Source organism: Pseudoalteromonas sp. ABE4_541 (assembly GCF_056312285.1).
This window is the reverse complement of the sequence record NZ_JBSVEM010000017.1, coordinates 94,103-118,494: the sequence shown is the minus strand read 5'-3', so window position 1 is coordinate 118,494 and position 24,392 is coordinate 94,103. Positions and strand designations below refer to the sequence as shown.

At 41.1% G+C, this 24,392-nt stretch carries 23 protein-coding genes and 1 pseudogene; 14 read left to right on the top strand and 10 right to left on the bottom strand.

Annotation, left to right across the window (positions count from 1 at the left end; all coding sequences use genetic code 11):
* Nucleotides 1–52: 52 nt before the first annotated feature.
* The 3 genes from minE to minC are packed head-to-tail and all read right to left on the bottom strand — an operon-like array spanning nucleotide 53 to nucleotide 1,843.
* Complete coding sequence (gene minE, locus ACW689_RS16165) at nucleotides 53–322, bottom strand: cell division topological specificity factor MinE (protein WP_476292981.1); 270 nt, start codon at nucleotides 320–322, stop codon at nucleotides 53–55.
* 1 nt (nucleotide 323) lies between these two features.
* The gene (minD, locus tag ACW689_RS16160; protein WP_476292980.1) at nucleotides 324–1,133 is read right to left on the bottom strand and encodes a septum site-determining protein MinD; all 810 of its coding nucleotides are present in this window, start codon (nucleotides 1,131–1,133) and stop codon (nucleotides 324–326) included.
* A gap of 5 nt (nucleotides 1,134–1,138) precedes the next feature.
* Nucleotides 1,139–1,843, bottom strand: a complete 705-nt coding sequence (minC, locus tag ACW689_RS16155) for a septum site-determining protein MinC (protein ID WP_476292979.1) — start codon at nucleotides 1,841–1,843, stop codon at nucleotides 1,139–1,141.
* A 199-nt stretch (nucleotides 1,844–2,042) separates the two neighbouring features.
* Here minC and ACW689_RS16150 point away from each other — a divergent pair, with 199 nt between their 5' ends.
* Together ACW689_RS16150 and ACW689_RS16145 are read left to right on the top strand one after the other, a co-directional pair.
* Complete coding sequence (locus tag ACW689_RS16150) at nucleotides 2,043–2,324, top strand: YcgL domain-containing protein (RefSeq protein ID WP_476292978.1); 282 nt, start codon at nucleotides 2,043–2,045, stop codon at nucleotides 2,322–2,324.
* Complete coding sequence (locus ACW689_RS16145; protein WP_476292977.1) at nucleotides 2,317–3,333, top strand: lytic murein transglycosylase; 1,017 nt, start codon at nucleotides 2,317–2,319, stop codon at nucleotides 3,331–3,333. The genes ACW689_RS16150 and ACW689_RS16145 overlap by 8 nt, the downstream gene beginning before the upstream one ends.
* Nucleotides 3,334–3,711: 378 nt before the next feature.
* On the opposite strand, the gene ACW689_RS16140 is transcribed toward ACW689_RS16145, so the two are convergent.
* Complete coding sequence (locus ACW689_RS16140) at nucleotides 3,712–3,987, bottom strand: hypothetical protein (RefSeq protein ID WP_476292976.1); 276 nt, start codon at nucleotides 3,985–3,987, stop codon at nucleotides 3,712–3,714.
* Between the two features lie 135 nt (nucleotides 3,988–4,122).
* Here ACW689_RS16140 and ACW689_RS16135 point away from each other — a divergent pair, with 135 nt between their 5' ends.
* Both ACW689_RS16135 and ACW689_RS16130 read left to right on the top strand, forming a co-directional pair.
* Entirely contained in the window at nucleotides 4,123–4,956 is an 834-nt protein-coding gene (locus ACW689_RS16135) for a hypothetical protein (protein WP_476292975.1), read from the top strand.
* A 71-nt stretch (nucleotides 4,957–5,027) separates the two neighbouring features.
* Nucleotides 5,028–5,390 (top strand): annotated as a pseudogene (locus tag ACW689_RS16130) (transposase); the annotation flags it as partial.
* A 126-nt stretch (nucleotides 5,391–5,516) separates the two neighbouring features.
* Here the strand turns inward: ACW689_RS16130 and ACW689_RS16125 are convergent.
* The 6 genes from ACW689_RS16125 to ACW689_RS16100 all read right to left on the bottom strand — a co-directional run bounded on the left by ACW689_RS16125 (nucleotide 5,517) and on the right by ACW689_RS16100 (nucleotide 12,335).
* Nucleotides 5,517–6,854, bottom strand: a complete 1,338-nt coding sequence (locus tag ACW689_RS16125; protein WP_476292974.1) for a hypothetical protein — start codon at nucleotides 6,852–6,854, stop codon at nucleotides 5,517–5,519.
* 255 nt (nucleotides 6,855–7,109) lie between these two features.
* Nucleotides 7,110–8,108, bottom strand: a complete 999-nt coding sequence (locus ACW689_RS16120; RefSeq protein WP_476292973.1) for a cytochrome d ubiquinol oxidase subunit II — start codon at nucleotides 8,106–8,108, stop codon at nucleotides 7,110–7,112.
* Nucleotides 8,101–9,444 carry a cytochrome ubiquinol oxidase subunit I gene (locus ACW689_RS16115; protein ID WP_476292972.1) on the bottom strand — a complete coding sequence of 448 codons (1,344 nt, stop codon included), beginning with the start codon at nucleotides 9,442–9,444 and terminating at the stop codon, nucleotides 8,101–8,103. The genes ACW689_RS16120 and ACW689_RS16115 overlap by 8 nt, the downstream gene beginning before the upstream one ends.
* 15 nt (nucleotides 9,445–9,459) lie before the next feature.
* Nucleotides 9,460–10,005 (bottom strand): GbsR/MarR family transcriptional regulator, encoded by a 546-nt coding sequence (locus tag ACW689_RS16110; RefSeq protein WP_476292971.1) that lies wholly within the window; start codon nucleotides 10,003–10,005, stop codon nucleotides 9,460–9,462.
* 110 nt (nucleotides 10,006–10,115) lie between these two features.
* Nucleotides 10,116–11,054, bottom strand: a complete 939-nt coding sequence (locus tag ACW689_RS16105; RefSeq protein ID WP_476292970.1) for an acetoacetate decarboxylase family protein — start codon at nucleotides 11,052–11,054, stop codon at nucleotides 10,116–10,118.
* 144 nt (nucleotides 11,055–11,198) lie between these two features.
* Nucleotides 11,199–12,335 carry a Na/Pi symporter gene (locus ACW689_RS16100; protein WP_476292969.1) on the bottom strand — a complete coding sequence of 379 codons (1,137 nt, stop codon included), beginning with the start codon at nucleotides 12,333–12,335 and terminating at the stop codon, nucleotides 11,199–11,201.
* Between the two features lie 334 nt (nucleotides 12,336–12,669).
* On the opposite strand from ACW689_RS16100, the gene ACW689_RS16095 reads away from it, so the two are divergent.
* From ACW689_RS16095 to ACW689_RS16050, 10 genes are all read left to right on the top strand, one after another.
* Nucleotides 12,670–14,616: a sensor histidine kinase gene (locus ACW689_RS16095; protein WP_476292968.1), complete on the top strand. Its 1,947-nt coding sequence runs from the start codon at nucleotides 12,670–12,672 to the stop codon at nucleotides 14,614–14,616.
* Nucleotides 14,617–14,680: 64 nt separating this feature from the next.
* Nucleotides 14,681–15,187 carry a YcgN family cysteine cluster protein gene (locus tag ACW689_RS16090; RefSeq protein WP_476292967.1) on the top strand — a complete coding sequence of 169 codons (507 nt, stop codon included), beginning with the start codon at nucleotides 14,681–14,683 and terminating at the stop codon, nucleotides 15,185–15,187.
* Nucleotides 15,188–15,430: 243 nt separating this feature from the next.
* Nucleotides 15,431–16,699, top strand: a complete 1,269-nt coding sequence (locus ACW689_RS16085; protein WP_476292966.1) for a sugar MFS transporter — start codon at nucleotides 15,431–15,433, stop codon at nucleotides 16,697–16,699.
* 389 nt (nucleotides 16,700–17,088) lie between these two features.
* Nucleotides 17,089–18,978: a methyl-accepting chemotaxis protein gene (locus ACW689_RS16080; RefSeq protein ID WP_476292965.1), complete on the top strand. Its 1,890-nt coding sequence runs from the start codon at nucleotides 17,089–17,091 to the stop codon at nucleotides 18,976–18,978.
* A 225-nt stretch (nucleotides 18,979–19,203) separates the two neighbouring features.
* Nucleotides 19,204–19,956 carry a DUF3450 domain-containing protein gene (locus ACW689_RS16075; RefSeq protein WP_476292964.1) on the top strand — a complete coding sequence of 251 codons (753 nt, stop codon included), beginning with the start codon at nucleotides 19,204–19,206 and terminating at the stop codon, nucleotides 19,954–19,956.
* A 10-nt stretch (nucleotides 19,957–19,966) separates the two neighbouring features.
* Nucleotides 19,967–21,334, top strand: coding sequence for a MotA/TolQ/ExbB proton channel family protein (locus ACW689_RS16070; RefSeq protein WP_476292963.1), 1,368 nt, complete (start codon nucleotides 19,967–19,969; stop codon nucleotides 21,332–21,334).
* Between the two features lie 2 nt (nucleotides 21,335–21,336).
* Entirely contained in the window at nucleotides 21,337–21,864 is a 528-nt protein-coding gene (locus ACW689_RS16065; protein ID WP_476292962.1) for a MotA/TolQ/ExbB proton channel family protein, read from the top strand.
* Between the two features lie 23 nt (nucleotides 21,865–21,887).
* Complete coding sequence (locus ACW689_RS16060; RefSeq protein ID WP_152087685.1) at nucleotides 21,888–22,298, top strand: ExbD/TolR family protein; 411 nt, start codon at nucleotides 21,888–21,890, stop codon at nucleotides 22,296–22,298.
* A 9-nt stretch (nucleotides 22,299–22,307) separates the two neighbouring features.
* On the top strand, nucleotides 22,308–22,913 hold the full coding sequence (locus ACW689_RS16055) for an energy transducer TonB (protein ID WP_476292961.1): 606 nt from the start codon (nucleotides 22,308–22,310) through the stop codon (nucleotides 22,911–22,913).
* Between the two features lie 21 nt (nucleotides 22,914–22,934).
* A complete protein-coding gene (locus ACW689_RS16050) occupies nucleotides 22,935–24,239 on the top strand; it encodes a tetratricopeptide repeat protein (protein WP_476292960.1) in 1,305 nt (434 codons plus the stop codon).
* The last annotated feature ends 153 nt before the right edge of the window (nucleotides 24,240–24,392 follow it).

Here is a 24,392-nt window from a genome sequence, read left to right as displayed (position 1 = left end):
ACCTGTGGCGCAAAGTTATGGCAACAGGTAGATGTTATAAGTTGGCATTTAGTTATTTTGTCTCTTTATCATCATCAGGCAAAGTGACGTTAAGCTCCAAAACAGCTAAATCATCTTCATTTTGTTCAAATTGCACATTGACCGCATCAGAGTCTACTTTTACGTACTTTCTGATCACATCCAAAATGTCTTGTTTTAACTGTGGTAAGTAATCAGGTGTACCACGTTTTGAGCGTTCGTGGGCAACTATAATTTGCAGTCGCTCTTTGGCAAGCGATGCACTGTTTTTCTTTTCTGAGCGAAAGTAGTCAAGTAATGACACATTAACCTCCAAAAATCCGTTTTAATAAACCCTTTTTCTCAACATTAAGAAAACGGAAATCAACAAGTTCACCAAGTAGGCGATTAATCGCATCGCTGTATGCTTGGCCTGCGTCAGACTCACCATCCAGAACAACCGGTTGGCCGGAGTTTGAAGCATTCAACACAGCTTTTGACTCAGGAATAACGCCTAGTAAGTCGATAGCCAAGATTTCTTGCACGTCTTCAACCGATAACATTTCGCCATTCTCGACGCGCTCAGGATTGTATCGAGTCAGTAATAAATGTTCTTTAACTGGCTCTAAACCTTCTTCAGCACGTTTTGACTTGCTTTGCAAAATACCTAGAATACGGTCTGAATCTCTAACTGAAGAGACTTCTGGGTTTGTTGTAACAATGGCTTCATCGGCAAAATAGAGTGCCATCATTGCGCCTGCTTCGATACCTGCTGGAGAGTCACAAATAATAAAATCAAAGCTGTCTTTCATTTCGTTTAATACGCGCTCTACGCCTTCGCGTGTGAGTGCGTCTTTGTCGCGCGTTTGCGATGCAGGTAGAATGAAAAGTTTCTCAACACGCTTATCTTTGATCAAAGCTTGGTTTAGGTTTGCTTCACCGTTGATTACATTTACAAAATCATAAACTACACGACGCTCGCAGCCCATGATCAAGTCTAAATTACGAAGGCCAATATCAAAATCGATTATGGCTGTTTTGTAGCCTTTAAGTGCAAGGCCTGTACCGATGGCTGCGCTAGACGTGGTTTTGCCTACACCGCCTTTACCTGAAGTTACGACAATAATTTTTGCCATCTGATTTATCCTTTGACCAAAGCTGATATTTCTAATGAATCGTTTAGTTGTTTTACTTGTGCTGCCTGCCCCCAGTGCTCACCTTGTGATGAATCGCTGGTCCAGTAGCTACCGTTTATAGAAACCAATTCGGCTTCAAAACGCTGACAAAATATTGTTGCGTCTTCGTAACCTTGAGCGCCAGCAATTGCGCGGCCTCTCAGTGTACCATAAACATGGATATTGCCATCTGCAATTACTTCTGCACCATTACTTACCGCCCCCATAACAATCAAATCACGGTTTTTGGCATAAATTTGTTGCCCAGATCTCACGGTTGTTTTAACCACTTGTGGTGGTAGGTAAACCGCCTTTTCTACTACCTCTGTGGTGACATTGGCGGCAGGCACTGGTTTTGCGATGTCTTCGCTATAGTTCAACACTGACAAAGATGCACTTTTAGCCTCTTCATTTTGTTGTGTACTGCCATTGCAAATACCCACAGGGTTTAACTGTAGATCAAGCAAAGCTTGTTTTAGTGCTGAAAAGTCTATTTGTTCGTCTTGTAATTTAGCGAGGTTAATGACGATAGGTGCCCCAATAAAAAATTTAGGAGCTTGAGAAATCTTTTCGTCTAAGTCTTTTTTAAGATTGGTGATATTGACTGAGAACAGGTGCAACACCGAAAGTGTAAAAAGGTTTCCTTTTAACTCAAATGTTTGTTCTGACATAAGCGCTCTATAAAATGCTGACTCAATACTTATACAAACTCAGTTGACAATATGCCAATAAAAAAACAGAGTTTGTATGAGGCTCTTAGGTTGTTCTGGCCCCGTTTATAATACAATTGAAAGTCGCAAAACTTTCCAAATACATATTGTGTCATGGTATAGTGCCGACTAGACATAAGCAAGAATTTATAGGGTTATAATGCTCACCGCCGTATATAAAAGCACAAAAAAAGCTGACACTTATCTTTATGTAGAAAAACGAGATGATTTTAGCAAGGTACCTGAGCCACTCATGAACATGTTTGGGCGACCTCAATACGTCATGATGTTTGACCTGTCTAAACGTGCAAAGTTAGGCATTGCTGATATTTCACTCGTTAAGGATAAGTTAAGCAATGAGGGCTTTTACTTACAGCTTCCTCCACCAGAAGAAAACCTGTTAGATCAGTTTAAAAAAGAAAATGGAGTGTCTAGTGATTAAAAAGTTAACAGTGCTTGTAAGCGCTTTATGCCTATCAAGTTCAGTTTTTGCAAATACACAAGAAAAGTTCGACCTGTATGTTGCTGATTTAAAAGTTGAAGCAAAAGCAAAAGGATATAGCGACGCACTAATCCAAGAGGCTTTTGCTACAGCAAAGTTCAAAAAGAAAGTGATTAGCAACGATAAAAACCAACCAGAAGTAGTCGAAACGTTAGAAACCTATCTACCAAAACGTGTTCCAAAATGGAAAGTGAACCAAGCGCGAAAACTCTATAAAAAACACCAAGGTATCTTAGAGAAAATAGCCAAAGAATACGGTGTTCAAGCCAGATTTATTGTTGCCTTATGGGGCTTAGAAAGTAATTTCGGTCGTATTCAAGGCGGTTACCCGGTCATAAGCGCTTTAGTTACTTTAGCGTTTGATGGTCGCCGCGAAACACTATATAAACGCCAATTGTGGGCTGCGTTAGACATCTTAAAAGACGGGCACATTTCGTTAGATGATTTTAAGGGGTCTTGGGCAGGTGCCATGGGGCAAACCCAGTTTATGCCAACCTCATTTAATGCTTATGCGGTCGATTATAATAAAGATGGTCGCAAAGACATTTGGACAACAGAAGTAGATGCGTTCGCGTCTATTGCAAATTACCTCAAGCAAGCCGGTTGGAATGACGATTTAACGTGGGGCCGTCAAGTGCAGCTTCCAGATAACTTTGATAAAAAGCATATTCTTAAACGTGGTACCAAAACGCGTAAAGAGTGGCTTGAATATTGGCAACAGTCAGAACGCCCATTAGAGCAGTGGCAAGCCTTGGGGTTGCGCAGAGCGGATGGCAGTGATCTACCTAAAGTGAATGTCACTGCGGCGCTCGTTATGCCTGATGATGAAAATGGCAGAATGTATTTAGCGTACGATAACTACAAAGCATTGATGCACTGGAACCGTTCATACTATTTTGCAACGAGCGTAGGCTATTTGTCTGATAGGATAGGGTATCCGAAGATTTAAATATTGCTGCGAATGCTTACAGCCAAATACAGTGAATTGGCAACATACTGAAGATAGCCCTTGCTTTTAGCTGGGCTATTTTTTTAGCTTCATTTTAGCTCTGTCACTTTTCAAGTTCTGATACCAGTGTAAATTACATTTTTTAGTTTTGGTGCATATCAATCTAACTATTCATGTCGACAAAGTTTAATTTGACTGAATGAAGTAATTAAGCTTGTAAGTCAGATAAATAGGGGCCCCATTGAGGAAAATCAGCTGGACACGGTGCTAGTTTATGGTGGAAGAGCAAACTCTAGGAGCAAAAGGCGTAAACAAGCACATAGTGTGTCAAGCCGCTCAACTACACATTGAATTCGCTAAAGTCGGCTACTGTGCAATTCAATTGAAGCTATTTTTATAGATATCCAACAGAACAGAATTGGTTTCGTTTGCAAAGTCATCTTCTTCTGGATGGCTGTCTTCTCTACTATCGCCTTTTGGTTCGGTTAAAAGGGTGATCACATTTTTCATATTGCTATTTAATGCCACATTCTCGGTATTCAATGCGATCCCTTCTTGTAAAAGTTGAATAGCTTCAACAGGTTGATCGTTAAGTATATAAGTGAGCGCTTTGGTAAACACATACAAATAGGCGTGGTTTGGTAGTTCTAGCAAAGGGCCGAAATAGTAGTTAAATGTATCAAAATCGTTATTGATTATTGCGAGGAAACAGAGTTGAAAACGTGCAATGTCAAACTGTGCGTTTAACTCAAGACAGGGTATTTAACGTGGACACCCACCTCAATTTGCATGGGTGAAGTGATTGGCGATACCACGCCAGCGATGCCTTATGTGCCACCCCCGCCACAGGCTGGGTGTAATGCGGTGGCGTCGATTGTGATGATAGCGGTTGCTGTGGTTGCAACAATTTATACAGCGGGTGCTGCGGCAAACTTGATGGTAGGAGCTGGTAGTTCGGGCTTAGGCTTTGGTGCTGCGATGTCGTCGGGTGTGACTGCTCTGGCTGGAGGCACAGTAGCTGGTGCCACTTTAGCAACGACAGCAATAGGTTCTATGGTAGCAGCAGGTGTTGGTGGCTTTGTTGGCTCTGTGGCATCACAAGTTGTGGGTAAAGCAATGGGCGCGGTTGATAGTTTCTCATTGAAAAATGCTTTTTCCTCAGGGTTAACAGCAGGTGCAACTGCGGGGATGGGCAGTGCACTAGGTGCAGCCAAAGAAGGAGCATCGGCTTGGAACCTGGCAGGGCGCGCAGCGATAAAAGGCGCAACGGCAGCAGGCAGCTCGGTGGTGGCAAACAAGCTTGTTGGTAACCAAGCAAGCTTTAGATGGGGCGATGTAGCTGCATCGGCACTGACTTCGGCGATTGCGCCGGGGGATTATGGCGCGATTGGTAAAGGGACATTGAATCCAATCAATGGTATTATTCAATCAGGTATCCGTTATGGTGCGGATAAGCTCTTTGGCAATGAGGCAAGCTGGGACTTTGGTAATGTCGCGGTTGATGCATTTGGCAATGCGTTAGGGAACTCGATTGTAAGTCATCATGTTGAATCAGCAGCCCGCCAGAAATACATCAATGAGACAGGCCAAAGACAACTTAGCTGGACAGTCACTCAAACTTGAAACTTTTGGTGGCTTGCCTAAGCTTTAGTTTCTTCAAAATCATTTCAAATTCTCAGTTCAAGGAGTGAACGATGGGATTAGCAAGGAAGCGGCAAATCAGTTTGTCGGATACACCATATTATCATTGTGTTTCACGCTGTGTTCGCCGCGCGTTTTTGTGCGGAGAAGATAAGCTAACGGGTAAGTCGTACGAGCATCGTCGAGGGTGGGTGGAAGAACGTTTACTGTTCTTAGCCCAAGTGTTTTGCATTGACGTGTGTGCTTATGCCGTAATGAGTAACCATACTCACGTTGTGCTGTATATTGATGATAAAAAAGCACAAAGACTAAGTGATAGAGCGGTATTAATACGCTGGTGCAAACTGTTTAAAGGCTCGCTATTTGCCAATATGTATTTAAAAGGCGAACGTCTCGATAATGGCCAGCGTTTCTTTTTAAGGGGAATTTAATACGGACAACTACGGGACAGTCACTCAAGCTTAATTCGTCACTCAAGCTTAATTTGATATTTTCTGGCCATACATTACTGCATGGCCATATATAGCTTAAAAAGGGCTTATTTAGTTCACATTAAAGTCTATCGTAAGCCTAGCGCCTCCATCATACAAGCCACTCGCTATTCGCTGTTCATAGCTCTGGCGCTTAAAGGTGTTCATAAAATCAATGTAACTACCTTCATGGTTGTAGTCGTAGATGCGAAATGACACGTGCATTGAGCTTTCATCCATTGTATCGTCAGTAAGAATGCTGCCAAACTCCAAGTCTGGAATGGTTGCCTTGGCTTCAGAGTTTATATACCACTCAACGCTACCATGTTTGAAGTCATTAAATGCCATCATATATTCCACTCTATCGGCGCTTGGTACAGCATTGGTATAGTCGTAAGACATTGTATTGCCATTTTGCGACATGAATGCATTAACAAAGCTATTTGAAAACTCATAGCCCACATCAAATGCTGATAAGTGCGTAGGTTGTGCAAAGTTGCCATTTTCATCAATGGTTTTATATGCAACAGACAAAGCTTCTAAGCTACCTTGATCAAGATTGATTCTTTCAAAATCAGCAAGTGATGCGTGGTTAGTTGTGGCCAATGTAGGGAATATATAAAGGTTATCAGGGGTCCTTCTTGATACTTGATGAAAAACATCACGGTTATCGATAGCGCCACGGATATTGACAGTCCCCATTAATTGCTCATCGATGTGAGAATAGTCCACTTTAACACCCTGATGCGTAAAGTCTGCATCTTTTAAGTAAACTTGCCCTGAGGACAAATCAACCTTTGCGGCTCTAACGTCACCTAAGGAATTATCCTTAATTGACAAGTATGCATGCTGATATTGGCTGCACATTTGCACTGTGTCTCCCGCAATGTAAAGCTCAATCGGCCGTGAATTTATGCCCTCTAAAGTGTAGAAGGGCGAGGCGTCTATCAACTCGGAAATATTGACTTGCGCTTCATATTTGCATGTACATGTGTCGTCATAATCATAAAAACTAAGGTTATCCAGAGCTAAACCATTTGCGACATCTAAATAGGTATCAACGAAGGTTGACTTGTTTCCGTTCTTATCGGTTGAAGACATAATCACAGAGATATGCTGAGTACCTTGAGGAATATTCGCGTCAATTTTACCTGAATTATCAGACTTTGTTGTGCTAACAACTTTGCCGTTTGCGTTGTGAAAAACGACATCCGATTGAGTTGAAACAATGTCACTACATGAACTTGTAACGCTTGTTACAGTAGTAAATTTAGGTAAAACGGTTCCTTTTCCTGCGCCCCCGCCACTATTTGCGTTCGTATTGTCACTTCCTTTACTACTGCCACCACAAGCTGTGAGTAACGAAATCATGGCGAATGATATTAGAGTGTGTTTTGTGTTTATATTCATTTATTTGATCCTTTATAAATTCGTAGAAATTTTACACTAAATCAGGAACAAATTGTAGAAGTGCAGGGCGCAAGGTTTGATTGTTTTCAGTTCAAAATATGAAAACCTGACCTTGAGTACCCCAAGATTTGAACGATGAAAGAGCACTTGAAAAATAAAAAAGGCAGCATTCCAACATGCTGCCTTTTTGGTTTGGGCTATATTGCCTACAAGTGTGTAATGAATTCTTAGCTATTGTTTTACTTAATTAAAATGTCAGTAGTATGAAAGAGGCTGTACTTTCCCCCAAAACACGCGATACGAAAATGCGGTATATGCCATAATTGTAGGTACAACCACTACAACGCCATAAAATAAAAAGCTGAGTGATTCAGGCGCTGCCAGCGCATCAAATATGGTGAGTTTTCCCGGCACTATGTATGGATAAAAGCTGTAAACAATGCCAAAAAAACACAATATAAATATGGTTGCGGCGATGACAAAAGGTAGCCACACTCCAGCATCTGGCTTCTTTTTTAAGTGAATGAGCACTCTGTCTAGTACCACAAATAGCGCAAAGCAAATAACTGGCAAAGGTAGTATCAATACAAAGATATTCGATTCGAACCAGCGCTCATAAACACTGTGGTTGATCAGCGGATTGATAGCAGATACTGCAATAACGCCTAAAAATGCTATTCGGGCAAATACTTGATTCCACGCTATCGCTTTTTGTTGCAGTTCGCCCTCGGTTTTTAACACAAGCCAAGCTGCGCCGATTAGGGCATAAGCCGCGCAAACTCCAATGCCACTTAAACACGCAAATAATATCGACGTTGCGCTGTGTTCAAACGACATAACGTACAACCCCAGCATATAACCTTGCATAAACGAGGTAATAATTGAACCGAGCTTAAATAACTTGTTCCACATCGACTTTCTGTTGGTTTTAACTTTGGCTCTAAAGTCAAAAGACACCCCTCGGATGATTAAGCCAACCAACATCAAAGTAATAGGAAGGTACAAAGCTTGTAATATCACACTATGTGCTACCGGAAAGGCGATTAACGCTAAGCCGACAGCTAATACCAGCCAAGTCTCATTGGCATCCCAAAAAGGACCAATGGAGGCTATCATGGTATCGGCGTGTTGTTCGTTATCAATTGGCAACAAAATGCCTACACCAAGATCATAGCCATCTAGTATGGCGTAAATGAGTACCGCTAACGCCATTAATGATGCGTAAACATAAGAGAGTGTGGTGGGTTCAAGCATGTGATAGTTCCTTCACTTTTAGCGGTTCAAACTCTTCCACTTCTACTGATTTGTTAGCGGTGTAAAACACAGTGCGTATGTAGGCAATTAAAAGCAGCACATAAACACAGAGGTAAATAGTCAAAGAGATGGCAACATTCTGCGGTGGCACGTTGGTAACCACGTCCGATACTTGCAACACACCTGAAACAATAAAGGGCTGTCGTCCAATTTCAGTCACGTACCAGCCAGCAAGCGTGGCTATCCATCCTGAAAAACTCATTGCAACAAGTACTTTTAATTGCCAGTCGGTAAGATAACTGTGACGCCACAAAGCAAATCTAAAATATACAGCGACAAAGATCATGAGTAGCCCCATACCAACCATTACCCTAAACCCGAAAAATACTGGTTTTACAGGAGGGTGCTCGTTTTTAAACGCGTTGAGTCCTTTTATTTCTCCCTCTTTTTCATGGGTTAGAATAATACTGGCGAGATTGGGAATAGCTATTTCGTAGTCGTTTGAACGCGTTTGTTCGTTAGGAATTGCAAACAATAAAAGCGGCACGCCTTTTTGCGTTTCCCATGCGCCTTCCATTGCTGCTACTTTTTGTGGCTGATGTTCTAAAGTATTTAGGCCATGCAAGTCGCCCACAAATATTTGCAGTGGCGCCAATATCGCTGCAACGGTTAACGCTACCTTGAGTGTGAGCTGTGGCGCACGTTTATCGTCTCCTTTCAACAGTCGATAGCTACTCACACCCGCAATTAGAAAAGCGGCTGTCAGTCCACTTGCCAGTAACATATGTGTTAGGCGATAGGGGAAAGAGGGATTAAAAATAACTTCAAACCAATTGGTTGGAAATACCACACCATCTCTTATTTCAAATCCAGTAGGTGTTTGCATCCATGAGTTTAACGATAAAATCCAAAATGCCGACAAGGTGGTGCCAATTGCTACTATCAGCGTTGCAGCAGTGTGGATCTTTGGTGGAACCCGCTTCATACCAAAAAGCATCACGCCTAGGAAGGTTGCTTCCATGAAAAAGGCCGTAAGCACCTCATAGCCTAATAAAGGCCCGGCAATATTACCGACCTTTTCCAAAAACCCTGGCCAGTTAGTGCCAAATTGAAAGGACATTGTGATGCCGCTAACGACACCGAGCGCGAATGTTAGCGCAAATATTTTAACCCAGAATCGATAGGCGCGAAGCCAAATTGGGTGTTCGGTTAAGTCATATTTTATTTTGAAGAACACTAAAAACCATGCCAGAGCAATGGTAATAGTAGGAAACAATATATGAAAACTAATGTTGGCAGCGAACTGAATTCGTGACAACAGCAAGGTATCAAGCATGACGCACCTCGACGACTATGACTTCTTCAATAATTTATCCTTCAAATCAATCACTTTGCTAACAGACGAACCTAATTTCATTAGTGTTTGCAATTGTTCTGGGGATAGGCGTTGTAACTCTGCAGACCATTTGGTTACGGTCTCTAATAAATCATGAATTGACTGGATTTGTTGAAGGGCATACTCCTCTTTTTTAGACTCTTCGCCGTCTAAAATTAAATCGCGCAGCAATGAGAGTGTTGGGTCAATTTCTCTTTTTCGACGTTCTTCAAAAACGCGATTAGCAAGATCCCAAATGCTACCACTTGGCGCGTAATATTCTTTTCTGTCACCTGGAATATGCGTTACCTTGACGAGCTGCCAGGATTGCAATTCTTTGATCCCCATGCTCACATTACCACGACTGATCTTCAAAGAATCTGCTATTTCATTGGCTGTGAGTGGTTGTTCGTGGATCACAAGTAAACCGACCATTTGGCCTATAGTACGGTTAAAGCCCCAGCGACTGCCCATTTCTCCGCAGTGGAGTACAAAGTTTTCAATTTTTGGTGAAAGAATCATAGTTATAAAGTTTCAATAATTACTGAAACTTTAATATATAGCGCTCTGAATTTGAGATCAAGCGCTATTTTTGCGCTCAAATATTGGCGTCTGAGAGTTCTGGCAAATATTTATTGCGTATATAAAGGTAATGCAACGCCCTTCACCTGTGTGTACTCTACAACAGCAACTGGCTCAAACTGCGTTTTGCGAAGTGCCAGCGAAGTTTTACTGGTTGATAGGCCGGCCCAAAAATAGCCAACAAATGGTTGTATCCAGCCTTTATCTGAGGTCAAAATACCTTTTAGTTGTGCTTGTGTGTTAGAACTTGGGTTGAGTTTTTGTGGTAGCACATTGTCGCCTTCACTATGTAAGGGCGTTTGTGTGCCAATTTTTCGCAAGTAGCTAAACTCCACTACAGGCGTGTAGCTGGGCAGGTCTCTAACTTGTAAATCAACATAATGTTCATCGACCCTGTAATTCATTTGGGCTTTTGATTTTGGGTAACCCCATATCTCTATACCCGCTTTTATGGCTCGGTCATTATTCAATTTGAGGTCTTGGTTGTACATGGCATAGTCTAAAGGTATACCTAATGAACTATTGTTGGTATTGGCCTGTGCCATTATCTGCTGCGCCGTAAGCAGGTATGTCATTTTTTCAAACTTTGTGGCGTATGGTGCTAAACAAGAGAGCTCTAAAGGCGGCGCCGATTTGCGTTTTACACCAATTGTGTTGATTGTCTCAACATAGGCGCCAACCGGATTGGTCACTATATCTTGAAAGTACAGTACGCCAATACCTTGATGGGTATTTTTACCATCACACATTATTTCAATCGGTTCGAAATCATTGTGATCTATAAATTGTGCTGCATGTTTGGTATTGATCACGGCTAAAAGTGCGGTTGTAAGGTTACCTGAAATATGGAATGGTATTGTCACAGTTGAGCCATCGCTTAACTGAACTTGTTCTACAATTGGAAAACGATCTTCAAGCATATTACCATGTGCTGATAGCGTGCATAGCGACAAAGTTACCGCGAGTGTAGAGCGACTAAATGCAAACATACATTTCCTTATTTGTTAGTATTTGTTCCTTTTTGTGGGATGTTTAAGCTAGCATGGTTTTTAACCACTTTTAAGTCACCATTTGTAATGAAAAACGCCGCGATGGTACGCGGCGTTTAATACAAATGAATGATGAGCTTGTAGCTATCGAACTGCCATCATGATTAATCCTGGTAGTATGAAGAATGAACCGAGTACATAACCAAGTGCAGCAGGTTTATTATTAGCACCAACTTGAGCTAGTTTTTCAGCACAGATGAGCGGTAATTCACGCAGCATTGGCAGTCCATATATTAATGTTACTGCTAATACATTAAACAATACATGAACGAGTGCAATCGTCAGCGCGACCTCCGCGGCTGGGCCTGTGATAGAGGTTGCAGCAAGCAATGCGGTAATGGTTGTACCAATGTTCGCGCCTAGTGTGAAAGGATAGATCTGTCTTGTTGTAAATACACCACTTCCTGCAAGTGGGATCATTAGGCTCGTTGTTGTTGACGATGATTGAACCATCACTGTCACTAATGCACCTGAGCCAATGCCAGCCAATGGACCTTTACCAAGAGCACTGTGAAGTACGTCTTTTGCTTTTCCTACAAGCGCCTTTTTAAGCAATTTGCCAAGTGCGGTTACTGCAAATAATATAAGCCCGATACCCGCTAGCACCATTGCGATACCAAGCGCTTTACCATCGAAGAAGCTCAACCCATCTTTAATTAAACCAACAGTTGGTTTTACCAGAGGTTTTATAAAGTTATAGCTTTTTAATGACAAATCGGCATCACCCACAAAAAGGTGTGACATGCTAGAAGCAACTTTCTCTAATAAACCAAACAGTAATTCTAGAGGTAAGAAAATAGCAACGGCAATAAGGTTAAAAAAGTCGTGTACTGTAGACGCTGCAAACGCGCGTTGAAACTCTTCTTTGGAACGGATGTGTCCAATTGAAACCAGTGTATTGGTGATAGTTGTGCCTATGTTTGCTCCCATTATCATGGGGATAGCGATACTGATTGGTAAACCACCCGCGACTAGGCCAACAATGACTGATGTAACTGTTGAAGAAGATTGTACCAGTGCTGTTGCTAAAGCTCCCAGTAAAAGCGCAACAAATGGATTAGTAGCAAAAGCAAAAATTTCTTTTGCACCTTCGCTTCCTCCTGAAGCAAGTTTAAAACCGCCACTAACGGTGCCTACGGCAACAAGTACCATATAAACTAATAGAGCAATAGCGGCCCAATTTAGAACTTTATTGAAAGGGGAAGTTGCGGTATCACGCATATACATTCTCTTATTTTCACTGATCAAATATGACAATTTGATGATGTTTTTATTTCAGGGGCGATGATTAGACCATTAGTTTATTACAGAAATATTTCAGTGATTCGCTTTTTTAACCGCTTGTTTGTTTATTGCGCACTTGGGGATAAAAATGATTTGTTAACGCCGAAAAAACCTAAGGTTTTCTTTGTAACGCTTCAACTCATCTAAGATAAAACTACAACTTTAGTGTTGTTTATCCGGGCGGGATTACGAAATAAATGTAATCTCTCCACAATTACTACATTTTCCTCTCATACAATTTTTGGCAATTGCTATTCGTTACTCATGCGGTATGAAACTACTTCAATATTTAATGCTATTTTTTTGTGTTTGCTATCATTCTTACAATGAAGCACGAACAATTGAACTATCAAATGATCAAGGCGTATATGAAGTAAATAGTCTTGGAGCGTTTTTTTTCGATTACGAGCGCGAAATATCAAGTCTGAGTCAATTACAAGCTTTACAGCATGTGCTTAAGCCATACACCGCTCAAAAGCCTAATGTTAAAGGATATTGGAAATGGGCCAAGTTAACGTTGAAAAACAATACACAACAGCCCAAATGGTATGTGTCTTTCGGTTTTGCAAGACTACCAATTTTAGAAATGTATTGGGGCGAAACAAGGCAAACCATACTTAAGTTAGACGAATCAAGTAACTTTTCCGATAGACCCATAATACACCCGCAAATGTATGTACCCCTTGAAATAGGAATAGGTGAGACTAAAACGCTCTATATCAAGTATCAAACGTTCGCCAACGCGCCTGCAAACATTCGTTTATACAACCAAGATAGATTCATTCAAGCGTCGCAAAATAGTTTAATAAACAATGCGGCAATAGCGGGTGTCGTGATAGCAATATTATTAATCGTACTCGTCAATTTATACTTCAACCCGAATTGGACGAATGCTTTATACGCTATTTGGACGAGCCTGTTTTTCTTAATTGTTATTGATATGGCTGGATTAACGTTTCAATACCTATGGCCTGACTCTGGTGACGTTTCAAATAACTTTTCAATTTTACTAATGGCAATAGTGCCTATTTTTCACCTTCTTTTTGTTAGGCGGTTTTTGCACTTACAACTCTTTCATGTTCGTTTAGACAGCATATATAAAGGCTGTATCGCGCTATACATTTGCTTGGTGCCAGTGGCTTTAACAATCGGGTCAGTTTTTTACAACCTGCTTGCAAGCTCTCTTATCATCCCAATTTTTCTTTATACTTGCCGTTGGTCTTTACAACAAAAAGCACCAGGTATAGGTGTGTTCTCAATCAGCCTGTTTAATCACGTTTTATTTGTAAACGTGCTCACAATTGTAGGGGCAAGTTTTGGTGATGCATTTGGCTTTTTCGATATAGCGACGTATATAAAAATAGGGTACTTGATAGAGGTATGTTTATTCACGGTTGCAATGGCTATCCAGCATAAATCAGTTCAAAGGCAATTGGTGTTCCATTTACAAAGTCAAGTTGACTCTTTGAATCAATCTGTTATCGAAGGACAAAACTACACAAAGGTGCAGTCTGAGCAAATCAAAAAGAATGAACAGCGTTTGTTTACTGACTTATCGCATGAATTAAGAACACCGCTGACAGTGATGAAGATACAGGTTGAGTCACTTGAGCATAATATTGTTGAAAACGTGCAAGACTCATATAAAAAGCTGCACGAAAAAATAGATGAGCTCAATGAGTTTATTAATGGCTTAATGCAGGTGAGTGATGCTGCCGACATCGGAAAAAATTTAAAAATTAGCGAAACCCAGCTTAAGCCCTATATCAACGAGGTGTATCATCAGTGTCTTCAGTTAATTGATTTAAAGAAGCAAAAACTGAACTTAAACTGTCAGCTATATGACGTGGATGCGATAAACATTGATACGCAAGCTATGACTAAGGTGATTAAAGAAATTGTGAGTAACTCTCTCAAATATGCTGGCAGTTGCGTTGAAATAGCGATGAGCTTTATAGAGAACGAAGAAAACTTAGTTATTCGCATTGAGGATAATGGTAAACCATTAACTTATGACGCGCATCAAATGTTGTTTGAGCCTCTTTATCGGGAAGAGCCGTCAAGAGTGCGTAACGGTAATGCGAAAGGCATGGGCTTAGCTATATGCAAAAAAATCATTTCGGCGCACGGTGGTCACATGACATCACACAATGGCTTATTAGGTGGGTTGTGTATTGATATTGTCATGCCCAAAACAAAAAGCCTTGAATACGCCTGATCTTTGCTTCATGCCCGGTATTTGAGTAGACTTTACTGCATTGAAGAGCCGTAAAGCAGTAAAAATGAACGAGCAACAGTTTTGGCAAACAAAAAGCCTAGAGCAGATGACCCAACAAGAATGGGAGGCAATTTGTGATGGATGTGGTAAATGCTGCTTGCATAGTTTTATCGATAGCGACTATGAAGAAGACGACGACTTTGCCAGTACCGATTTCCTTCGAGAGGGGGAAACTCTGATATACACGAGCTTAATTTGCCAGTATATCGATGAGCAGACGTGCGGTTGTACGCGTTATAGCGAGCGACAGCAGTTAGTGCCTTCATGTGTTAAGCTCACAAAGGAAAACCTGAAAGATATTTTCTTTATGCCACAAAGTTGCAGTTATAGACGACTGCATGAAGGCAGAGGCTTAGCAAGTTGGCACCCTTTACTTAATGACGGAAGTAAAGAAAAAATGCATCAATTAGGGATCAGCGTTAAAGGTCGGGTTACTAAAGATAATCAAGTATCTTTAGAGCAAGATTTTGAAGACTATGTTACCCAATGGCCGGAATTTGATTGCGATTAATCTCAATGCTGGATCACACTTAGCTAGACTATCGACAATACAGAGTTAGCCTAGCTACATACATTCGTTTATATCATCTCAGTTGCGCTTTATTTAGGGAACTAAGCACTGTTTGAAAACGGCTTTAAAAGGCCATTAAACACGCAAAAATTGAAAAAACAATAGGAACGTTCCATTTTGTGGGTCGTGTATTTCTTTTCATAGCATGTAAAATCATAAAACCCGAATATTGGAGATTTACTTGTGAGTGAGATCAACACAAATCAAAATTATGTTGCTCAAGGTGATGACGAAAATAAAAACTATCTATTACCTTTATCAGCAATGACGACCCTGTTCTTTCTATGGGGCTTTATTACCGTATTAAACGATGTATTAATTCCAAGACTCAAAAGTGTCTTTGACCTAAATTACACAGAAGCGATGATGATCCAGTTCTGTTTTTTTAGTGCATATTTTATCGTTTCATTACCTGCTGGCGCTTTGGTAAAAAGGCTAGGTTACAAAAATGGTATTCTTACCGGCTTGATAGTAGCGTCGATAGGCTGCCTTTTGTTTTACCCTGCGGTGGTTGTACACGAGTACTGGCTATTTTTAGGCGCGCTATTTGTATTAGCTTCGGGTATCACGGTGCTACAAGTTTCAGCTAACCCTTACGTTGCCGCGCTTGGTCCTGATAAAACGGCATCAAGTCGTTTAAACCTCGCACAAGCTCTAAATTCTCTAGGTACAACCGTGGGCCCTTATGTGGGTGGTCTATTGTTTTTTGGCACAGCAGGGGCTCTTGCTGCTGAAGCGGGCGCAGAGTCAGTTAAAGTGCCTTATCTTATGCTTGCTGGTGCACTACTGACTATTGCGATAGTTTTTGCATTCCTTAAGTTACCTACAATTGAATCTCATACTCAAGAGCAAGACTGTAAAGCGAAAGCGCATAACCTAGTTGAAGCGAAGCATCTTGTAATGGGGGTTGGAGCAATATTTTGTTATGTAGGCGCAGAAGTTGCGATAGGCAGCTTCTTAGTGAATTATTTTGCGCAACCAAATATCGCAGGATTGGAAGAGCATGCCGCAGCTAAATTGATTAGCTATTATTGGGGCGGTGCGATGGTAGGACGCTTTATTGGATCTGCGGTTTTACAAAAGATTGCACCTTCTAAGGCGCTGACCTTTAACGCACTTTGTATTGTTGCATTGCTGACTATTACCATGATATCCGAGGGCGCGGTAGCGATGTGGGCAGTTTTGGCCATTGGTCTATTCAACTCAATTATGTTCCCAACCATTTTCTCCGTAGCGATTGAAGGCCTAGGCTCACTAACAAGCAAGGGTTCAGGTTGGTTATGTCTAGCGATTGTTGGCGGCGCGCTAGTGCCGTTGCTGCAAGGCGTATTTGCTGATAACTTTAATATTCAAAACAGCTTCATTGTGCCACTGGTTTGTTATTTATATATTGCATGGTATGGGCTCAATGTCGTTAATTGGTCTGCGCTTTGGCAGAAAAAAGTGAAATAGACCTTTATTTCGAGCAAAAAAGGCAAGCCTTGGCTTGCTTTTTTTGTGCCTGTTGAAAATTAATTGGCCTGTGAATACGTATTCATACTTCTTAAAGTATGTAAATTTATAGAACGTTCCATTTTTATCTCGTTTACAAAGTTTTCTGACAAAAACAAACATGTCATTTTGCAGCTATACTATGGGTGAAATTAACATCTTGAAGTTTGTTCTTTTTTTATTCGATTAATCGTGTTTTTTCATTTTTTCCTAAAAAATCTCAGATACTGACCGATAGCAAAAGACAAACCTGTTTAATTTTGTTAAATATGAGTAAAGCCCATCGATGTCAGCGTGTATTGCAATAAACATAATGGGTAATGCAGAAAAGAAATAATAATAGGCGCAGAATGTTCAAATCGTTTAAGTTTACAACCAAGGTAACCATTGCAGCTTCATTAGTGCTGGTATTAGTGTTGGGGTTATTTACTGTTAATAACTTCACCGTCATGCGCAGTCAGACGCAACAGCAACTCACTCTTGTATTGCAAGAAATCTCCCAATCTGTTTCTCAAAACATCGCAAACTGGCTTAATGATAGACTGGCGATAGTCAGCTCGGTTGCCATAGGGCATCGCGCTTCCGATTCAAAAGAACAGATCTTAAGGCGCTTAACAACTGCTGATGCTGCTGGTGATTTTAAAAATGTATATATAGGTATGAAAGACGGTACCTTCATTTTGGATGATCCCAGTATCGTGCTACCAGCGGATTACGATGCAACCACTCGTCCTTGGTATCAACTAGCAAAAGAGAAAAACGGCACGGCATTTACCAATCCATATATAGATGTGACAACAAATGAGTTAACTATCTCCGCTGTTGTTCCTGTGTCAAATGGTAGCCAGTTAATGGGGGTTGCGGGTGGTGATATTGATATGGCCACTATTACTGAAATAATCAATGAGATGGATTTTTTGGGTTTTGGTTACGGTTTTTTGCTAGATTCGCAGGGGCGTATTCTTTCTCACCCAAACACGAAGTTAAATGATAAACCAATGTCTGATCTCTTTGGCAAGAACCTCGAACTCAAGGCGGACTTTGTTGAAGAAGAGATTGATGGCACAGAGCGTTTGATTTCATTTGTGAAAATGAAGGGGATCAAAAATGTGGATTGGTATCTGGGTGTGGTGATCAACGAGGAAATTGCTTACGCATCTGTGTCTTCATTTAGAAATATGGCGGCCATTTACATGTTAGTTGGTGTTGTGGTTATCGTATTTATGCTTCAATTTTTGCTTAAGTACCTTATGCGCCCAGTTGATCACCTGAATGAAGCAATTAAAGATATTGCACAAGGTGAGGGTGATTTAACGCGTCGTCTTCAGGTAGAAAATGATGATGAGTTTGGCGAATTGTCTAACTACTTCAACCTGTTTATCGAAAAAATACATGTGTCCATTGCACAGGTGAAAGATACAACAATCACCTTGGAACATTCAGTAGAAAGTTTAATTGCTCAAACTCAGTCAACTTTAAGCATGTATAGTGACCAAACTAAGCGCACTGATAATGTAGCAACGGCGATTAATGAATTGTCATCGAGTGCGGTAGAGATCTCTAATAATGCAACGCATGCATCAGAGCTTGCAACGGAAGCCAATCGCTTAAGTATAGATAGCCAAACTTCGCTCAATGCCAATATCTCAGAGATCGCATCACTGAGCGACAAAATGGCGCAGGCACAATCGACGGTTGATAGCTTAGATAAGCATTCAGCCAGTATCGGTCAGGTACTTGAAGTTATAAAAGGCGTCAGTGAGCAAACAAATTTGCTCGCGTTGAATGCAGCAATTGAAGCAGCACGTGCCGGAGAGGCTGGCAGAGGTTTCGCGGTAGTGGCAGACGAAGTAAGACAACTTGCACAAAGAACACAAGAGTCTACTCAAGAGATTCAAAATACCATCAGCGAATTACAACAAGGGTCGGCATCAGCTGTTGCTGTTATGAAGTCGTCTTTAGAAGATTCAGCAAAGAGCGCCTCACAAGCGAGCCAAGCAGGAGAGAAAATGCATGAAGTGAGCAACGCAATTGATTCAATCGATGGCGTCAACCATGCTGTGGCCAGTGCAACGCAAGAGCAAAATACAGTGATCCAATCATTGGACAGTGATATTCATCACATCAGTGACCTATCAGTTCAGGGATCTGAGAATTTAAATGCAACACTGGGTGAGTGTAGGCAGTTGCAAGCCCAATTTGATGAGTTAGAAAAGATGGTAATGAAATTTAAAGTGTAATATCAACCCACCTACTACCAAGAAAGGCCAGCAAAATTTAGCTGGTCTTTTTGTTTTTTAAATAGGTAAATTGTTGTTTCTTACGAAACAAAAGGCTTGCAACTTAGTTTATGTACCTTTTATGGCTATTGTCATCTTACTGTATTATTCGCGCAACACTTCTGTCATCAAACGCCCTTAAACTGCTCCCAATTTAATTACTAGCAAAAACTTAAGGTGTATGCGATGAAGTGCGTTAACCCCCTGTTGTTAGCAGGTTTGCTTGCAACTGCGTCAAGCGTTCAAGCGAGTGACTTAAATCAAGTCGTAGAAAAAAGTAGTGCGATTAATGAATCTGCACAAAAGACTCAAACTAAAATAGATTCTATTGCTGACACGATGCAATCGCGTTTGCAAAAGTTCAAAACACTCAATAAAGAAATTGATGGACTTGCAGTTTACAACGCGCAATTAGACAAACAAATTAAAAACCAACTTGATGAAATGAACGCAATCAACGCGTCAATGGATCAGGTGTCGGTTATCGAACGTCAAATTACACCTTTAATGCTTCGCATGATCACAGGCCTTGAACAGTTCGTTCAACTTGATGTGCCTTTTTTAGAGGAAGAGCGTAACGAGCGTATTGCAACGCTTAAAACAATGATGGATAGAGCGGATGTTACTTCAAGTGAAAAATTCCGCCGCGTTTTGGAAGCATATCAAGTAGAGGTTGATTACGGTCGCACAATCGAAGCGTACACAGCACTGCTGAATGTTGACGGACAAGAGCGTGAAGTAGACTTTTTACGTATAGGTCGTATGGAACTACTGTATGTAACAAAAGATGGCTCTCTTGCTGGAAGCTGGGATCAATCTGCAAAGAAATTTGTAGCGCTTGAAGATACAAGCATTAGCCAGATCAAAAAAGGCATACGCATAGCGCGTAAGCAACTTGCCCCAGATATGTTATCGCTTCCAGTTCACGCGTCAGAATAAGAGGTTCATCATGAAATTTATCAAGCAATTTAGCAAACACGCTGTTCTGGCAGCAACTCTAGCGCTTTCAACATCTGCGGTAGCAGAAGAAGCATTAAACTTAGACTCGCTGCTTAAAACACTTGAGCAAGGTCAAATTGCTCAGAGCCAGCAAAACCAAGCGCGTGAAGCAGAATTTAAAGCAAAGCAAGACCAGCAGGTTGCAATGCTTAACCAATTAACACAAAAGCGTAATGGTGAATTAGCTCGCTCTGAGCGTTTAGAAACGCAATTTGAAGAGAACGAGATTAAACTACAAAACTTGACTGATACCTTGTCTAAGCGCATGGGCTCTTTAAAAGAACTATTCGGTGTACTTCAGCAAGTTGCAGGTGACTCAAGTAATAAATTCCAAACTTCAGTGGTTTCAGCGCAAATACCTGGTCGTAGTGAGTTTATGGATGACATGGCGAAGAAGATGGGTTCTACATCTCGTCTAGCATCAATCGAAGACATCGAAAAAGTTTGGTTTGAATTACAACGTGAAATGACCGAACAAGGTAAAGTAACCCGTTTCAACAATGAAGTCATTGTTGCTGGTGGTGCTAAAGAGAACAAAGAGGTTATGCGTGTTGGTGCATTTAACCTTATCGCGGATGGTAAGTACCTAACTTATAATCCAGTGACGAACACTATTTCAGAGTTGACGCGTCAGCCGGTCGCGCGCTTCACTGAGACTGCGGCGGACTTGCAAGCAGCTAAATCAGGTGTTGTTGAGTTTGCACTTGACCCAACAGGCGGTTCAATCCTAGGGCTTCTAGTTCAAGCACCTAATACTGAGGAACAAGTACATCAAGGTGGCGCAGTGGGTTATGTCATTTTGGGTGTAGGCGTACTTGCGTTACTTATTGCTCTTGAACGTTTCATCTCATTAATGCTAATGGGTGCTAAAATCAACCGTCAGCTTAAAGACACGACGCCTCGTGATGATAACCCGCTGGGTCGCGTAATGAAGGTGAAAGACCAATACCCTGACGTTGCTTACGATACGCTTGAGCTTAAATTAAGCGAAGCAATTTTACGCGAGATGCCAAAAATTACACGTAACCTAACGCTGATTAAGATAATCTCTGTTGTTGCGCCACTACTAGGTCTACTTGGTACGGTTACGGGTATGATTAACACTTTCCAAGCAATCACATTGTTCGGTACAGGTGACCCGAAACTGATGGCAGGTGGTATCTCTCAAGCACTTGTTACAACAGTACTAGGTCTTGTTGTCGCAATTCCAACAGTATTCCTATACACGTTACTTAACACACGTTCACGTAACTTGCTTCTTATTCTTCAAGAGCAAAGTGCGGGGATCATTGCTGAGCGAAGCGAAAAAGGAGCGTAATCGTGGTCCTATTGGTTGAAGCAATCAATGCGCTACGAGAGTTTTTAGATACAGGTGGCCAGGTTCTCCTGGTCATCGGCCTAATCATCTTCGCCATGTGGTTGCTAATTTTAGAGCGCTTTATGTTTGTGTTCGGACGTTACAGAACATATAAGAATGAACTTCTTACAGCTTGGAAGTCACGTAGCGAGCGAAACAGCTGGAATGCAGAGCAAATTCGCCAAGCGCAAATTTCACGTGCAGGAATTCGCTTAAATGCCAACTTGCCGTACATCAACGTGATGGTTGCATTATGCCCGTTACTCGGTCTTTTAGGGACAGTGACTGGGATGATCGAAGTATTCGATGTCATGGCAATCACTGGCACAGGTAGTGCTCGTTCGATGGCATCGGGTGTTTCAAAAGCCACCATTCCAACAATGGCTGGGATGGTCGGCGCGCTATCTGGTGTATTTGCATCAACTTACTTACAGCGCAAAGCAAAACGTGAAGTTGAACTGTTAGAAGACAAAATGCTGCTTGACCACTAAACCGAGCAGCAAGAGGAAAAATTATGAGAGCTCCATTAGCTAAAGTATTTCAAGAAGAAGAAGCAGAAGAAATTAACATGACCCCTATGCTTGATGTTGTATTCATCATGCTTATTTTCTTCATTGTAACTGCGTCTTTTGTAAAAGAAGCGGGTATTGACGTAAACCGCCCAGAAGCGGCAACGGCTGTGAAAAAGCAACGTGCAAATATCCTAGTGGCTATTTCAGACAAAGGCGAGATTTGGATCAACAAACGCCAAGTAGATATTCGTGCGGTACAAGCAAACATTGAACGCCTAAAGGCCGAAAATCCACAGGGTAGTGTGGTAATTCAGGCTGATAAAAAGGCGACAACAGATATGTTAATCAAAGTAATGGATGCCTCTCGCGCTGCTGGTGCGTTTGACGTGTCGATTGCTGCACAGGAATCATAGGTTACGATTATGCGTTATTTAATAGCACTGATAATCGCAGGTGTTATTACGTTCTTCTTGTTCTTGGGTATGCAAGCGCTTATCCAAGGCGGAGAAGGCGCAATGACTGAGCCTGTAAAAGGAAATGTGCTTGATTTTGTTCGTTTGAAAAAAGAAGAAACGGTACAAAAGAAAGAGCGTAAACCACAAAAGCCACCAACACCAAAAGAGCCACCACCACCAATGGATGCACCGCAAATGCAAAGCAATGATCTCGATGCCGCGGGTGCTGACTTTGACTTTAGTGCAAATGTAGAAGCGGATGTGGATTTAGCTGGCGGCTTGGCGTTGGAGTCAAGTGATGGTGAGTACTTGCCAATCGTAAAAGTTGCGCCGGTATATCCGCGTCGCGCATTGTCTCGCGGGATAGAAGGATATGTGATTGTTGAGTTTGTGGTAACAAAACAAGGTACAGTACGTGACCCTAAAGTAGTAAGTGCAGAACCAGAAGCAATTTTCGACAGAGCAGCATTGGATGCGGCACTTAAGTTTAAGTACAAGCCACGCGTTGTAAACGGAGAAGCCGTTGAAGTTGCAGGTGTACAAAACAAAATTTCATTCCAGATCAATGGATAATGAAAGCTTAGAGGTGCGATTATGAAAAATTTTAAGCATTTAGCGTTATATAGTGCGCTATTTATTTCGGGTTCGTTTGGACCCTCACTTGTGTCAGTTTTTCCTGCATTTGATGTCAATACGGCGCATGCTGAAACCAAAACTAAACGAGTACCGGCACTAAGAGAAAAGGTTTACAGCCAATTAGCAAGAGCACAAAAACTGGCAGATGACGGCGATGTAAAAGCAGGTTTGGAAGCACTAGATAGTATCAAGGATAGAGCATCTAGTATGAACTCGTATGAAATTGCCATGATGTACAATTTTTATGGGTTTATTTATTACAACGAAAATCAACTTGATAAAGCAATCGCAGCTTTTGAAAAAGTGGTCGCTGAGGAAGGTATTCCCGAAACACTGAGATTATCGACGACCTTTAGTCTTGCGCAGTTAGCGATGGCGAACTCTGATTACGAAAAAGTAATTAAGTATTTAGACAAATGGGAAGCAATAAATACTAAGGTTACGCCAGATAATTATTATGTGTTACGTGCGCAAGCTAATTATCAAATAAAAGAATATGCAGAAGCTGTTAAGTATATTAATACAGCAATTGGTTTGTCTGAATCTAAAGGTGACGTGCCAAAAGAGAACTGGCTTGTTCTTCAACGTGCGCTTTATTATTCACTAAATCAGCCCAAAAAAGTGACCGAAGTACTTGAAAAAATGGTCAAGCTATATAATAAGCCAAACTATTGGGTTCAATTAGCTGGTATGTACGGTGAAATTGGTGATGAGAAAAAACAATTAGCGATTTTTGAAGCAGCCGAACAACAAGGATTTGTTAAATCTCGTTCAGAAATTATGCAGCTTGCGCAGGTTTATATGTACAACGGTTTATCGTTTAAAGCTGCTAAAGTGATGGAGCGTGGTATCGCATCGGGTGTAGTAGAAGATAATGCTAAAAATCAGGTGTTTATTGCTGAATCACTAGTTCAAGCTAAAGAAGACAGTAAAGCAATTCCTTATTTTGCTAAAGCAAGTACTCAAGTTGACCATGGCAACTATGATCAACGCATGGCAGAAATATACATTAACCTTGAAAAGTTTGATGAAGCTGCCGACTCTGCTAGAAAAGCATTAGATAAAGGACAGCTAACGTTCGAATCTAATGCATATGTAGCACTTGGTATGGCGCAATATAACTTAAAGAATTTTGATGCTTCAATATTGGCGTTTGAGCAGGCTGAGAAACATAAAAAGTCTGCAAATCTTGCCAAGCAGTGGATTAAGTACGTTAAAAAAGAAAAGCTACATAACGAATCACTTAAACAAGCATTGTTATGATTTTATAATCGCAACACCAAAGCCGCCTTCGGGCGGTTTTTTTATTTCTTAAATATGAATTGTCATTTTTGTTTCCATAAAGTGTAACTCTTTTGTAATACAGTGAATGTAATTTATGTCCAAGCTTTTTATGCGCTTATAATTATTACATTT